At 67.8% G+C, this 12,531-nt stretch carries 16 protein-coding genes; 10 read left to right on the top strand and 6 right to left on the bottom strand.

The window, feature by feature from the left end; genetic code table 11:
• Positions 1–156: 156 nt before the first annotated feature.
• Both AC5RW2_RS37920 and AC5RW2_RS37915 read right to left on the bottom strand, forming a co-directional pair.
• On the bottom strand, positions 157–1,584 hold the full coding sequence (locus AC5RW2_RS37920; RefSeq protein WP_494031394.1) for an amidase: 1,428 nt from the start codon (positions 1,582–1,584) through the stop codon (positions 157–159).
• 2 nt (positions 1,585–1,586) lie between these two features.
• Positions 1,587–2,351 (bottom strand): Type 1 glutamine amidotransferase-like domain-containing protein, encoded by a 765-nt coding sequence (locus AC5RW2_RS37915; protein ID WP_494031393.1) that lies wholly within the window; start codon positions 2,349–2,351, stop codon positions 1,587–1,589.
• Between the two features lie 119 nt (positions 2,352–2,470).
• On the opposite strand from AC5RW2_RS37915, the gene AC5RW2_RS37910 reads away from it, so the two are divergent.
• The 5 genes from AC5RW2_RS37910 to AC5RW2_RS37890 all read left to right on the top strand — a co-directional run bounded on the left by AC5RW2_RS37910 (position 2,471) and on the right by AC5RW2_RS37890 (position 6,057).
• Positions 2,471–2,803 carry a rhodanese-like domain-containing protein gene (locus AC5RW2_RS37910; RefSeq protein WP_494031392.1) on the top strand — a complete coding sequence of 111 codons (333 nt, stop codon included), beginning with the start codon at positions 2,471–2,473 and terminating at the stop codon, positions 2,801–2,803.
• A gap of 4 nt (positions 2,804–2,807) precedes the next feature.
• Positions 2,808–3,785: a prephenate dehydratase gene (gene pheA, locus AC5RW2_RS37905; protein WP_494031391.1), complete on the top strand. Its 978-nt coding sequence runs from the start codon at positions 2,808–2,810 to the stop codon at positions 3,783–3,785.
• Positions 3,786–3,915: 130 nt separating this feature from the next.
• Positions 3,916–4,524 (top strand): hypothetical protein, encoded by a 609-nt coding sequence (locus AC5RW2_RS37900; RefSeq protein WP_494031390.1) that lies wholly within the window; start codon positions 3,916–3,918, stop codon positions 4,522–4,524.
• Positions 4,525–4,558: 34 nt separating this feature from the next.
• Positions 4,559–5,548, top strand: coding sequence for a DNA topoisomerase IB (locus tag AC5RW2_RS37895; RefSeq protein WP_494031389.1), 990 nt, complete (start codon positions 4,559–4,561; stop codon positions 5,546–5,548).
• Positions 5,549–5,649: 101 nt separating this feature from the next.
• Positions 5,650–6,057: a hypothetical protein gene (locus AC5RW2_RS37890; protein ID WP_494031388.1), complete on the top strand. Its 408-nt coding sequence runs from the start codon at positions 5,650–5,652 to the stop codon at positions 6,055–6,057.
• Between the two features lie 7 nt (positions 6,058–6,064).
• Here AC5RW2_RS37890 and AC5RW2_RS37885 read toward each other — a convergent pair whose 3' ends face one another.
• Complete coding sequence (locus AC5RW2_RS37885; protein ID WP_494031387.1) at positions 6,065–7,138, bottom strand: diacylglycerol/lipid kinase family protein; 1,074 nt, start codon at positions 7,136–7,138, stop codon at positions 6,065–6,067.
• Positions 7,139–7,204: 66 nt separating this feature from the next.
• On the opposite strand from AC5RW2_RS37885, the gene serS reads away from it, so the two are divergent.
• The 4 genes from serS (at position 7,205) to AC5RW2_RS37865 (ending at position 10,050) form a co-directional block, all read left to right on the top strand.
• A complete protein-coding gene (gene serS, locus AC5RW2_RS37880) occupies positions 7,205–8,491 on the top strand; it encodes a serine--tRNA ligase (protein ID WP_494031386.1) in 1,287 nt (428 codons plus the stop codon).
• 89 nt (positions 8,492–8,580) lie between these two features.
• A complete protein-coding gene (locus AC5RW2_RS37875) occupies positions 8,581–9,438 on the top strand; it encodes an HAD family hydrolase (protein ID WP_494031385.1) in 858 nt (285 codons plus the stop codon).
• Between the two features lie 76 nt (positions 9,439–9,514).
• Positions 9,515–9,679: a CopG family transcriptional regulator gene (locus AC5RW2_RS37870; RefSeq protein ID WP_494036938.1), complete on the top strand. Its 165-nt coding sequence runs from the start codon at positions 9,515–9,517 to the stop codon at positions 9,677–9,679.
• On the top strand, positions 9,676–10,050 hold the full coding sequence (locus AC5RW2_RS37865) for a type II toxin-antitoxin system death-on-curing family toxin (RefSeq protein ID WP_494036937.1): 375 nt from the start codon (positions 9,676–9,678) through the stop codon (positions 10,048–10,050). Before AC5RW2_RS37870 ends, AC5RW2_RS37865 begins: the two co-directional genes overlap by 4 nt.
• Here AC5RW2_RS37865 and AC5RW2_RS37860 read toward each other — a convergent pair.
• The 3 genes from AC5RW2_RS37860 to AC5RW2_RS37850 form a co-directional block, all read right to left on the bottom strand.
• Positions 10,047–10,475: a DUF1761 domain-containing protein gene (locus AC5RW2_RS37860; protein WP_494031382.1), complete on the bottom strand. Its 429-nt coding sequence runs from the start codon at positions 10,473–10,475 to the stop codon at positions 10,047–10,049. The two genes, AC5RW2_RS37865 and AC5RW2_RS37860, sit on opposite strands and share 4 nt — an antisense overlap.
• Positions 10,476–10,566: 91 nt before the next feature.
• Positions 10,567–11,196, bottom strand: a complete 630-nt coding sequence (locus tag AC5RW2_RS37855; RefSeq protein WP_494031381.1) for a hypothetical protein — start codon at positions 11,194–11,196, stop codon at positions 10,567–10,569.
• A 126-nt stretch (positions 11,197–11,322) separates the two neighbouring features.
• Positions 11,323–11,937: an inorganic diphosphatase gene (locus AC5RW2_RS37850; RefSeq protein ID WP_494031380.1), complete on the bottom strand. Its 615-nt coding sequence runs from the start codon at positions 11,935–11,937 to the stop codon at positions 11,323–11,325.
• 168 nt (positions 11,938–12,105) lie between these two features.
• Between AC5RW2_RS37850 and AC5RW2_RS37845 the strand changes: the two genes are divergently transcribed.
• The coding region (locus AC5RW2_RS37845) for a D-alanyl-D-alanine carboxypeptidase (protein WP_494075149.1) at positions 12,106–12,531 on the top strand (426 nt) is incomplete at its 3' end.

Genomic DNA, 12,531 nt, shown 5'->3' with positions numbered 1-12,531 from the left:
GGGCGGCGGCGCGGATGCGCGGGGCGGGCTGAGGAGCTGAAAGAGTCATGGTTCTCCCACCACTTCTTCGTCGGGGCGTTGGGATTATCCGGATAATCCAGCCTAATCGCCGACGGTTGGGCGGCGTAAGGGACGCAGTGTAAACAGCGTGTTAATTCATGTGTCCTGGGTCTCAGTATGCAATAACCCATCCTCCAGCTGGGCGGCCACGGCCAGCAGCCGGGCTTCGGCTCCCGGCAGTCCGATCAGCTGGATCCCCATCGGAAGGCCCGCTCCGGTCCAGTACGTCGTGATGGCGATGGCCGGCAGTCCGCAGACGTTGACCAGCGAACTGAACGGCGAGTACTGGCACTGCCGCATGTAGTCGATATCCGGCTCCACTGAGGTATACCAGCCGACCGGACGCGGGGTCATTGCCATCGCCGGCGTGAGCACCAGGTCGTAGGCGGAATACTGGGCGATGGTATCCGCCTCGAATTTCCGCAGCACGTCCAGTGCCTCCTGCAGCACCGAGGCCGGCCGGGCGATCGCACGGTTCCGGAAGGTGCGAGTCAGCGGCATGAGCCGCGCCTCTCGGTCCGGCGGAATGCGCGCTTCGGCCAGTCCGGAGGTCCAGACCGTACCGAAGGCCGCCGGGTAGCGGTTGTCGTAGCGCAGGTCCGCTTCAACGACGTCATGGCCCAGCCCTGTCAGTGCGCGGATGCCGGCGTCGAGCGCCGCCCGGGCCGCAGGTTCCAGCGCAATGGCGTAGGTGGCGGTGAAGGGGGAGTTGGTGCTCACCCCGATCCGCAGCCGGCGGAAGCCCTCCGGTCCTTCCGCATGCTGCGCAGCCGCAAGGTACGACCCCGGCCGCCCGCCGTCGTCGGACACGGTCCCGTCAGCCATCGCCTCCAGCAGCAGCGCCGCATCGGCCGCGGTGCGCGCAAGCGGACCGGCCACCACCAGTCGGCCGGCATCGGTGCCGGAACCCGCGGGAACCGTGCCGCGCCCGGGCTTGAGCCCCACCAGCCCGGTGGCCGCAGCGGGAATGCGGATGGAACCGCCGCCGTCGGAACCGGGGGCGAAAGGGAGCAAGTGTGCCGCCACCGCCGCAGCGCTGCCGCCGGAGGAGCCGCCGGGACTGAGCACCGGATCCAGCGGATTGCGCGCCGGCGGGGCGATCCGGTTCTCGCTGTAGCTGGTCAGCCCGAACTCGGGCACCTGCGTCTTGCCCAGGCTGATGGTCCCGGCCCGGCGCAGCACCTCCACGATCGGGCTGTCCTGGGCCGCAGGGTGACGGTCGACGGCGGCGCTTCCGTGGGTGGTGGGGACACCTGCCACATCGGTGAGGTCCTTGTAGGCCACGGGCAGCCCGTGCAGCAGCGGCAGCTCCGCGCCGCGCAGGCGGGCGCGGGCCTGGCGCTCGTCCGCTGCAGCGGCCTGGGCCATCGCTTCCTCCGCCGTCACCGCGATGAACGCGCCCAGGGCGGGGTTGAGCTCCTCGATCCGGTCCAGGTAATGGGCGGCCAGTTCCCGGGCGCTCAGCTCGCCGCGGGCGATCGCGTCCCGCTGCCGGAGAGCGGTCAGTTCATGGAGTTCAGCCAAGTTCAGCGCGTTCCCAGGTAGCGTGCGTCGATCCGTTCCTCCACAGCCACGGCGTCGGGCCCGTCCCCCGCGGCGGCCCGGACCAGGTACGCGGCCGGGTGGTGGTGTGCCGATCCGCGCTCCTCGCTCACCGCCTCCACAAGTTCGGTTCCCCGGTACACCAGCCCGACGCCGTCGTCGGTGCAGTGCGTCTCGCCCAGGATGCCGTCGGCCACCAACTGGTGGACCATGCGGCGCCGCTGCGGCTCGGAGTCATAGTGGACCGTGTTGCCGTAGGGCAGCAGGGCCAGGCCGTTGGTGACCGGGCGCAGTCCGGGGCCGAAGGAGTCCGTGGCCCCGCCCTGGAACCAGCAGGTGGACCCGGCGGAGACACCCGCCAGGACGACGCCGGCCTGCCAGACATGGTGGAAGATCCGGTCCAGCTGGTGCACCCGCCAGACGGCCAGCAGGTTGGCCAGGGAACCGCCGGAGACCCAGACGACATCCTGGGACAGCAGGTGCTCCTCGATGTGCTCGACGTTCGGCATCGTGAACAGATTCAGGTGGCTGAGGTCGAAGCCCTCCACCCGCGCGGCCTCGTCCAGTTCGGCGCTGTAGGCCCGCTGGTCCCCGCCGGCAGTGCCCAGGTGCGTGATCCGCGGGGCGCGGTTGTGGACGCCGGCCAGCTCGACGGCGTAATGGACCAGATGGTTGAATTCCAGGCGCGTGCGGGATCCGCGCTTGGAGCCGCCGGAGGTTGCGAGAATCGTGGGCTGGGCTGCGGGCATTTGTTACCTCACACATCGTGTCCGGTTGGTGAGCCTGTGGCGCTTCCCACTATAGGCTGGTGGTAGAGGCTTTAGGCCACGGCGCCAGGACAGGCCTGGCACAGCAAGGAAGGACCGCCATGAGCGACGTCGTCAACGTTTCGGTCGAGGATCTGGGCGCAGACGCCAAGGTCCTGGATGTCCGCGAAGACTATGAATGGAACGCCGGCCATATCGAGGGGGCCGTCCACATTCCGCTGGGCGAACTGCCCGAACGCCTGGGTGAACTGGACCCGGACACCGAATACCGGGTGACCTGCCTGCGCGGCGGCCGTTCCCTGCGTGCCGTCGAATGGCTCAATGCCCAGGGCTATGAAGCGGTCAACGTCGAAGGCGGTATGGCCGCCTGGGGCGCGGCGAGCAAGCCGATCGTCTCGGAGACCGGCGAAACCCCGTACATCGAGGGGCACTAAGGCGTTGGACGGCTCTTCGTCAGCATCCGCTTCCACGGCCCCGCCGGCACCGGAGCGGTCCCCCGTTTATACGTACCTCGGCCCGGAGGGCACGTTCACCGAGTCGGCCTTGCTGCAGGTCCCGGGCGTGGAGACGGCAGTCCGGGTGCCGTCGTCGAACGTTAACTCCGCCCTGGACAAGGTGCGCCGCGGCGAGGCGGACGCGGCGATGGTGCCGATCGAGAATTCGGTTGAGGGCGGCGTCAGCGCCACGCTGGACGCGATCTCCACCGGCGATCCGCTGCAGATCACGGGTGAGTACCTGGTGCCCATCAAGTTTGTGCTCGTGTCCCGGCCCGGTCTCCGGCTGTCCGAGGTGCGGATTATCTCCACTCATGCACACGCCATGGCACAGTGCCGCCAGTGGGCGGACGCGAACGTGCCCGGCGTTGAGTACATTCCGGGCTCCTCGACGGCGGCTGCGGCCGTCGGCCTGCTGGACCCGGCCTGCGCATATGACGCCGCCATTTGTTCACCGCTGGTGGCGGAACGGCACGGGCTGCAGGTCCTGGCCGAGGACATCGGCGATGTTGCGGACGCGGTCACCCGCTTCATCCTGGCCGGCCGGCCAGGACCGCTGCCCGCCGTCACCGGTGCGGACAAGACAACACTCATGGTGCCGCTGCCGGAGGACCATCCCGGCGCGCTGATGGAGATCCTGGAGCAGTTCGCCACCCGCGGCGTGAACCTGAGCCGGATCGAATCCCGTCCCACCGGCCTGTTCCTGGGGGATTACTTCTTCAGCATTGACGTCGACGGCCACGTGGGCGACGCCCGCGTGGCGGACGCACTCAGGGGTCTGCACCGGATCAGTCCGCAGCTACGCTTCCTCGGTTCCTATCCGCGCGCGGACCGGCGGGAGTACGTCGTGGCCAGGCACACCAGCGACGAGGCGTTCAAGGAGGCTAACGCCTGGATGGAGTCCCTGCTCCGGGGCATCTGACGTCACAGCGGATCCGGAACCTGGGCGAAGCGGCGCCTGCACCGTCCTATGGTGCCGCGCCGGGTTGGTCAGTAGGCTGACTATGCACGCAGTTTTTGTTTTGAGCGTGCAGTCTAGGAAAGGCCGGACGATGACTCAGCAGAACCGTGATGAAGGCTCCCGCAGCCCGCTGGAAGCCGGCGACGGGCCTGTCCAGGATTCTCGGCAGACTCTGGGCAAGCGCGGCGATCCGCTGGCCGATTCCTTCCCGGAGCCTACCGGCCCGGGCTTCCCCGAACCGGGAGGGCCGCGCGTGCCTGAACCGGCCGAACCCGTGGTGCCGGGCGAACCCAGAGAGCCGATGGAACCGCCCATGCCGCGGCCTCCGATCCCCGAGCCCGGGCAGCCGCCCATCCCCGATCCATCCGAACCGAGGTTCCCGGAGCCCGGCGAGCCCACCCACCCGGATCCGAGTGAACCCACCCACCCGGATCCGAGTGAACCCACCCACCCGGATCCGAGCCGTCCCACCCGCCCGGACCCCAGTGAACCGCCGCATCCGGAGCCGGGCCCCGAACCGGGACCGTCAGAGCCGTCGTTCCCCGGCCCGGCCCGGCCGTCGACTCCTGCGCCGCCTGCACCGCCGTCGGAACCAACGGAACCGACCGGTCCGGTGCTGCCGACGGACCCCGATATCCCGCCCACCTCCGGCCTTGGCCCGGGCGCGGGATCAGGGCTGGTTGAGGGAGAGGGCCGATAGCCGCCGGAACCGGACATCCGGAGGAGGTGTCCTGATGCCCCGCCTGCTCCGCAGCAATTGCCACCGCCCCGGCATCACCCGCCGCCGCCGGGGCAAGGGATTCAGCTATGCGGCCGCGGATGGATCTGCGGTGAAGGATCCGGCCACGCTGGAGCGTATCCGGGATCTGGTGATCCCGCCGGCATGGACCGACGTGTGGATCAGCCCCTATCCCAACGGCCACATCCAGGCGACGGGACTGGACGACGCCGGCCGCCGCCAGTACATTTACCACCCCCGATGGCGGGAGCTGAAGGACCGGGAAAAGTTCGACCGGGCGCTGGAGCTCGGAGCACAGCTGCCGTCGATCCGGCGTGCAATCACCAGGGACCTGCGGGCCGAAGAGAATATTCCGGAGCGTGCATATGCCGCTGCCATGCGGCTGGTGGATGGCGCCGCCCTGCGGATTGGCAGCGTCGAGTACGCGGAGACGAACGGGTCCTTCGGAGCAACCACGTTGATCAGGGAGCATGTGCAGGTCAGCGGGAACACCGTGCGGCTCGACTTTCCCGGCAAGAGCGGTCAGCAATGGGAGGTCATGCTGGATGACGAGGATCTGGCCGCTGCCCTGAAGGACATGCTGGCAGCGGGCGAGGGAGCCGGCGCCGGAGCCGATGCTCCGGCCCTGGGTTATCCGAATGAGACGGGCGATTGGTGCGCGATTGATGCCGCCCGCCTGAATGATTACCTCCGGGATATCAGCAGCGGGGAGTTCACGGCGAAGGATTTCCGGACTTGGCAGGCCACGGTCCTGGCCGCCATGGAACTGGCCCGCACCGGTCTCGCCGCCACCGCGACCGCCCGCCGCAAGGCGCTCGCGGCCGCCATGCGGAATGTGGCGGAGCACCTGGGCAATACGCCGGCGATCGCTCGGAAGTCCTATGTGGATCCCCGTTTGGTGGACCGGTACCTCGCCGGTGAGGTGATCGACGCTGCGCCGCTGGCCGCGTCGGAAAAGGCGGTCCGGGCACTGCTCCGGTCCTGATTCCGTGCGCCCGCGGTGCGCCCTACCGCCCTCGAAGCCGGGTAAGTACGCTGATGATAGGGCACGGATTTACGCGCCCCCGGCCCACCGAGGAGGGCACAATGTCCGGGAAGACCGAACGGGACCGCTATGAAGACGACCGGCCGGAGGACGATGAAGGTTACCTGGGGGATGCCGGGGACCAGGCCAACGATCTGCGCTTCCGGGAGGAACGGGAACTGATCCGCCAGCAGTCCGAGCACCGTTACCACGTGAGCGCCGACGACGAGCGCCGGGCGGGCTACAGCCGGCCGGAATTTCCCGATGACGCAGGCAGCCCGGTCAGCGTGGGTGGGACCGAAGTGGGAACCGATGACGCCGGCGAGGGCGAGTACCTGGACATGGAGGAGGCCGAGGCGTCACTGGCGCGCGACCGCAACGAAATCGACGCCAGGCTCAGGGGAGCCGCCGGCGAGGAGGATGCGGATTCCAGCGACGATCCGTATTATCACGGCGGCTCGGAAATCTAGCGGGGCCTCAGGCGAAGGTGCCGCCGCCGTCGTCCTTGACGCGGATGAGCAGCGCGGCCGGCTGCACCTGCACCGTGATGGAGGTGGCGGCACCGGAGGGGTCCCCGTCCAGCTGTGTCTCGGTGGGAATCGGGGTGCTGATCCGGATCTTCCGGGCGCGGTAATAGTCCATCATCGGGATTTCGCCCCGGTGCTTGACGAGCACCTTGCCGGCCATCCACAGCCAGCCAAGCGCGCTGCGCGGGCTCATGACGACGATGTCCAGCGTCCCGTCGTCGAGCACCGCATCGGGAATGAAGTCAATGCCGCCGGGGAGCAGGCCGCAGTTGGCGAACAGCACGCTGCGCACCTTGCGGGTCTGCGGCGGCCCGTCATCCAGTGTGATCGTCAGCTTTTTGCGCCGTCCCGGGATGTGGCGGATTCCGGCTTCACCGTAAGCGATCCAGCCCACATTCTGCTTCAGCGTTTCCCGGGTGTCCGCTACCACTTCGGCGTCCATTCCGACGCCGGCAATCACCAGGAAGCTGTCCTGGCGCCGGATGCCGCTCACCGAGTTGTCGATGGTGATTGCGGCGGTGTCGATGCGGCGCTGGTGGCCGAAGAGCGCGGTCCTGATGCAGCCGGCCAGATCATTGACGTCCAGGTCCAGGTTCCGGGCCAGCAGATTGCCGGTTCCCAGCGGGACCAGGCCCATAGCGATATTCGTATTCGCCAGTTCACCGGCCACCACCCGGATGGTGCCGTCGCCGCCGCCCGCCACGACCAGATCGCACCCCGCCGACAGGGCCTGGCGCACGGCCGCGTGGCCGGGATCGTCCGGCGTCGTTTGCAGGACCAGCGGAGGCTCCCAGCCTGCTTCGGCGCAGGCCTGGCGGATCAGCTGTTCCGCAAGCTCCGCGTTGTTCTTGATGGGGTTGAGGATGAAGGCGACCTTGTGCCGGTCGACGTGGACAGTGTGTGCCGGCTCCGCGACCGCCGGGCGGACGTGCCTGCGTTGCAGGGTGCGCAGGCCCCACCAGAGCGCCGCCGCGATGATGAGCACGGCAGCCACGAGGATGAGGACGCTCCACTCAGTCGGCATAATGCAATCAGAATAGCCGTTGGTGTATGCGGCAGGACGGAGCTGCCGATTCGGTAGTCTTGTGGGGTGATCGATGTTAACGAACTCCGTGAAAACCCTGAGCTTTTCCGTGCCTCGCAGCGTGCACGCCAGGCCGAAGAATCCGTCATTGACGCGATCATCGCCGCGGACAGTGCCCGCCGGGCGGCGATCACGCGGTTCGAGAACCTGCGCGCCGAGCAGAACGCCTTCGGCAAGAAGGTCGCCCAGGCCAAGGGCGAGGAAAAGCAGGCGTTGCTGGCCGAGGTGAAGCAGCTGGCCACGGACGTGAAGGCCGCACAGGCCGAATCCGACGCCGCGCAGGCGGAGCAGGAAGGCCTGCTCCGCTCGATCCCCAACGTCATCGCCAACGGTGTGCCCGCCGGCGGCGAAGAAGACTACGTCGTGGTCAAGACGGTCGGCACGCCGCGGGACTTCGCAGCCGAGGGCTTCGAGCCCAAGGACCACCTGGAGATCGGCGAACTGCTGGGAGCCATCGACATGGAGCGCGGCGCGAAGGTCTCCGGAGCCCGCTTCTACTTCCTCAAGGGAGTCGGCGCCCGGCTGGAGATCGCGCTGCTGCAGATGGCCATGGACCAGGCGATCCAGACCGGCTTCACCCCGATGATCACCCCCACCCTGGTGCGCCCGGAAACGATGTCCGGCACCGGATTCGACGTCGCCCACGACGCGGAGATCTACCGGCTGGCGGAGGACGACCTTTACCTCGTCGGCACCTCCGAGGTGCCCCTGGCCGGCTACCATGCGGACGAGATCCTGGACCTGTCAGGCGGACCGGTCCGCTACGCCGGCTGGTCCTCCTGCTACCGGCGGGAGGCCGGGTCCCACGGCAAGGACACCCGCGGCATCATCCGCGTCCACCAGTTCAATAAGGTGGAAATGTTCTCCTACACCACGATCGAGGACTCCTATGCCGAGCACCAGCGGCTGCTGGCCTGGGAAGAGGAGATGCTGGCCAAGGTGGAGCTGCCGTACCGCGTCATCGACACTGCCGCCGGCGACCTGGGCACCTCCGCGGCCCGCAAGTTTGACTGCGAAGCCTGGGTCCCCACGCAGAACCGCTACCGCGAGCTGACGTCCACCTCCAACTGCACCACCTACCAGGCCCGCCGCCTGAACATCCGGGAGCGGGTCGCCGACCAGGACGGCGGCAAGGGCCGCACCCGCGCGGTGGCAACCCTGAACGGTACGCTGGCCACGACGCGCTGGATCGTGGCGATCCTGGAGCACCACCAGAACCCGGACGGTTCGGTCACTGTTCCCGCAGCGCTGCGCCCGTACCTCGGTGGTCTCGAGGTGCTGCCGGTCCTGTAGTTCCGGCAGCCGGCAGAGTTTACGTTCCGTTTACGCCGCGGCAAGACATCGCCGTACCGGCTGTTGATGGACGGTGCTCTACTGGAACAATGACAACCATGATTGACAGACCAATAGCCGGCGCCGATGACCGGCAGAACGAAACCTCCGAAAGCAACGGCCGGCTGCTCATCGCCCTCGACGTCGACGGGACGCTCGTGGACCATGACGGGCACATGACGCAGGCGGTGAAGGACGCCAGCACGGCTGTTGTCGATGCCGGCCATGAAGTCATCATCGCCACCGGGCGCTCCTTGGGCGCTACCTTGCCGATTATCGAGAAGATCGGCATCAGCCGCGGCTACGCCGTCTGCTCCAACGGCGGCGTCACGCTGCGCCTGGACCCGGAACGGCCGGAGGGCTACGAGGTGATCGACCGCGTGACCTTCAGCCCCCGCGCCGCGCTCAGCGCCTTGCGGGAGAAGCTGCCAGTGGCGAAGTATGCGCTGGAGGATGACCAGGGGCGCTTCCTGGCCACTGAGCGGTTCCAGGATGCCAGCTTCGGCATCGAGGCCGAAGGCGTGGATTTTCAACACCTGCTCGACGCCAAGGCCGTCCGCGTCGTCGTCTACAGTGCCGAAAGCACCCCGGAGGAATTCGCCGAGGCGATCGACCATATCGGTCTGCATGGTGTGACCTACTCGGTGGGCTGGACCGCCTGGCTGGACATTGCCGCCAACGGAGTTACCAAGGCCAGTGCGTTGGAGAACCTCCGGCGCCGGATCGACATTGATCCGGCGAACACCGTTGCCATCGGCGACGGCCGGAACGACATCGAGATGCTGGACTGGGCCGCCCAGGGCTACGCCATGGGGCAGGCACCAGACGAGGTCAAGGCCGTCGCCCACGCGGTGACCGCCAGCGTGTTCGACGACGGCGCGGCCAAGGTGCTCATGACGCTCGTCTAGGCCTGCCGGCAGTGATACCACCGCGGCATCATTGAGCCATGGGCATGACACTCCGCTTGGACGACGAGCACAACGCATGCTGGAAGCGCTGGCCGCCGCGGAAGGCATGAGCAAGAACGAAGCCGTGATCCGCGCGATCGAAGACCGTGCCGCACGCCTGGCCAAGGACCGTCAGCTGCGCTCGGTGGCGCAGGAGGCGATTGCGAGGTATGGGCCGCTGCTTGACCGGCTGGCCCAGTGACCGTCTCCCTCGACTTGGAGGACCTGCTGGTGCTCACTGAGGAACTCGGGGTGCCACAGGTTCAGGACCTCGGCCTGCTGGAAGCCGCGGCGCAGCGCCCGCGGACCACGCTTCACGGTAACGAGGCCTACCCGGACATCAGTGAGAAGGCCGCCGTGCTGTTGGAATCCACCGTGCGGAACTACCCCCTTGTCGATGGAAACAAACGCTTGGGCTGGCTTGCCGCGGTCGTGTTTTACGGCCTTAATGGGAGCGAAATCGATGCCCCTGAAGATCCGGCATACGATCTGGTGATTGACGTGGCCACCGGGACAACACCGTATCCAGCGGCGGCCGCGCGTTTAGCGCAATGGACACGTCCGCGGCGTTAGGCTGAGCTGATGCCGAACAGGCCGATGACCAGCGCCATCACCAGGTAGGTCACAAGTTCGTGGACGATGTTGAGTACGGTCAGCCCCGCCGGCCTGCCTTCGAATGCGTCATGGGTGATGAACCGGGCTGCGGTGAAGCCGGCCCAGAGGATTACGGCCGTGATCAGGCAGTTCGCCAGGAAGCTCCCGCCGTAGAATTCCTGCGCAATGGCGGCCGACCCGGCCAGGACCCAGGCACTGACAAAACTCACCACCAGGGTGATGAGGATCGGGCGGACGGCGCTTCTGGCGTCCGCGCCCGGGGTCACCTTCGCCACCCGCATCCAGTAGTTGCCGAAGACCTTGGGGGTGTACCAGATCGATCCGACCACCATGGTGGACAGCGTTGCGACCAGTACGGCCCAGAAATTGATCTCGGGAATCATCGCCGAACTCCTTATCCTCGCTTTGCCGCGGTGGACCGGGTGATTGTTGCTTCTTTTGTTGCCCGGTTCGGAGTCTAGTACCGCAGGAGCCTCAGCGGTATTCCAGGGTGGCCGGAGGCAGTTCCTTCGGTCCGGACACCAGGCCCAGCAACCGCGCCGCGGCGGGCCGGCAGGCCCATTCCTCGGCCCAGTGGGAGCGGACCACCGCCTTGCTGACCGCCTGCGTGGTGATGCCGAGTTCCTCGGCGACGAGCTTCTGCTGGCCGCGCGCGCCGGGCGTCAGCAGGTCCAGCACCTTCCATTCCGCGTCCGTGCGGGTGGCCACGATCTGCCCCAGCAACCGCAGGACGGCCTCGGCCTCAGCCGCGATGCCGGAGTCCGGTCCGGCAACGGCCAGCGGGACACGCTCGCCGGTCCGCTGCGCGCGCTCCACGGCCCGGCGCGCATAGACCAGGCCGTAGCCCTGGGCTTCCAGGATGTTCGCCGGAACCGGTACAAGCAGTTCGCCGACCCCCAGCCCGACGTGCCAGCGGCGCTGCCGGACGGCGATCAGCGCGGCGTCGACTGCCACCATGGGATCGTCGACGACGCCCTGGGCCTCGTCCCCGACGGACCGCTGGAACGGAACCACCGTGGGCAGGTGCCGCAGCTTCCTGATCAGCTCCGGTACCAGATCCCCCACCTCGCGGGAGTCCCGCTGGTTGATGGTCAGCACATACATGGGACCAGTATCCAGCAAAAATCATCCGGTTCAGGTTGTTTTCCGGGCCAGCACTTAAGGCGCGACGGCGGTGAGCCGGGCTGCGCACCCGGCCCACCGCCGTCGTGATCGCCTGAGGGCAGCTGCCTAGCGGCCCTGGGACTCCACGCTGGGGTTCTCGACGCTGGCGCCGACGCTGCGGCCCTGGGGCTCCTCGGCGGCATTCTCCGCCTGGACCTCAACGTCGCGGCCCTGCGGCTCGTCGGCGGCGCTGCGCTCGCCTTCCGCTTCGAAGCGCTTCAGGGAGGCCTCGACCTCGGCCTCGGCTTCAGCGCGGCCGGCCCAGTCGGCGGCTTCCACCCACTTGCCCGGCTCCAGGTCCTTGTACTTGGTGAAGAAGTGCTTGATTTCGTCCAGCAGGAACGGCGAGACATCGGAGATGTCCTTGATGTGGTCGAACCGCGGATCCGCCGGGACGCAGAGGACCTTGGCGTCTCCGCCGCCGTCGTCCACCATGTTGAAGACGCCGATCGGCCTGGATTCCACGAGGACACCCGGCATCAGGTCGAAGTCCTGCAGCATGACCATGGCGTCCAGCGGGTCGCCGTCCTCGCCGAGGGTGTTCTCGAAGTAGCCATAGTGCGTGGGGTACTGCATGGAGGTGAACAGCACGCGGTCCAGACGCAGGCGGTGGGTTTCGTGGTCGATTTCGTACTTGACCCGCGATCCCTTGGGGATTTCGATCGTGACGTCGAGCTTCATGGCAGACTCCTTGGACGGTAGGGAAAGTCGGTCAGCGCGCCCGGCCTGCTGGGGCCGGCCGTGTGCCGGCCCAGCGGGGCGGTGCGCAAGCACCGCACGGCGCCGGTCTACGCTTAAAGATATATGTCCACCGGCCGGAAGCGGCATTCATTGAGGGGGGAGGCGCCGGTGAAGCGTTCGGCGCGCCTGGCTACGTCCGGCATCCTGGCCGTTGCCCTGGTCGCGCTGGCGGTACCGGTGGGGATCAACGTGGCCCCCGCCGTCGTCGACGTCCTGCAGCCGCCTGCGCCGGAGGCGAGGGTATCCGTACCGGCTGCCCAGCAGCCACCGGGCGGCATCCCGGATTTTACGGCCGTGGAGGGGTTGGGGACCGATGCGCCGGTTCCGGATCCGGCCGTGCTCTCCGGGCTGCTGCAGCCGGAACTTGCGGCTTCTGCCCCGGGAAATTTCACCGCGGTCGTGGTGGACGCGCTGACCGGCCAGGTCTTGTTCGACCAGGACGGCGCGGCGGAGCGGATTCCCGCTTCCAACCTCAAGCTGCTGACCGTGGCCGCGGCCCTGGACGAGCTGGACGGGGACACCAGGTTCAGCACC

The sequence above is a fragment of the Arthrobacter sp. B0316-1-20 genome, from assembly GCF_059091865.1.
This window is presented reverse-complemented; position numbering and strand designations above follow the sequence as displayed.

Coding starts and splice junctions, on each gene's coding strand:
- AC5RW2_RS37915 (WP_494031393.1), bottom strand. CDS start 2,351: ATGCCCGCAGCCCAGCCCACGATTCTCGCAACCTCCGGCGGCTCCAAG.
- AC5RW2_RS37910 (WP_494031392.1), top strand. CDS start 2,471: ATGAGCGACGTCGTCAACGTTTCGGTCGAGGATCTGGGCGCAGACGCC.
- AC5RW2_RS37900 (WP_494031390.1), top strand. CDS start 3,916: ATGACTCAGCAGAACCGTGATGAAGGCTCCCGCAGCCCGCTGGAAGCC.
- AC5RW2_RS37895 (WP_494031389.1), top strand. CDS start 4,559: ATGCCCCGCCTGCTCCGCAGCAATTGCCACCGCCCCGGCATCACCCGC.
- AC5RW2_RS37890 (WP_494031388.1), top strand. CDS start 5,650: ATGTCCGGGAAGACCGAACGGGACCGCTATGAAGACGACCGGCCGGAG.
- AC5RW2_RS37885 (WP_494031387.1), bottom strand. CDS start 7,138: ATGCCGACTGAGTGGAGCGTCCTCATCCTCGTGGCTGCCGTGCTCATC.
- AC5RW2_RS37875 (WP_494031385.1), top strand. CDS start 8,581: ATGACAACCATGATTGACAGACCAATAGCCGGCGCCGATGACCGGCAG.
- AC5RW2_RS37870 (WP_494036938.1), top strand. CDS start 9,515: ATGCTGGAAGCGCTGGCCGCCGCGGAAGGCATGAGCAAGAACGAAGCC.
- AC5RW2_RS37860 (WP_494031382.1), bottom strand. CDS start 10,475: ATGATTCCCGAGATCAATTTCTGGGCCGTACTGGTCGCAACGCTGTCC.
- AC5RW2_RS37855 (WP_494031381.1), bottom strand. CDS start 11,196: ATGTATGTGCTGACCATCAACCAGCGGGACTCCCGCGAGGTGGGGGAT.
- AC5RW2_RS37850 (WP_494031380.1), bottom strand. CDS start 11,937: ATGAAGCTCGACGTCACGATCGAAATCCCCAAGGGATCGCGGGTCAAG.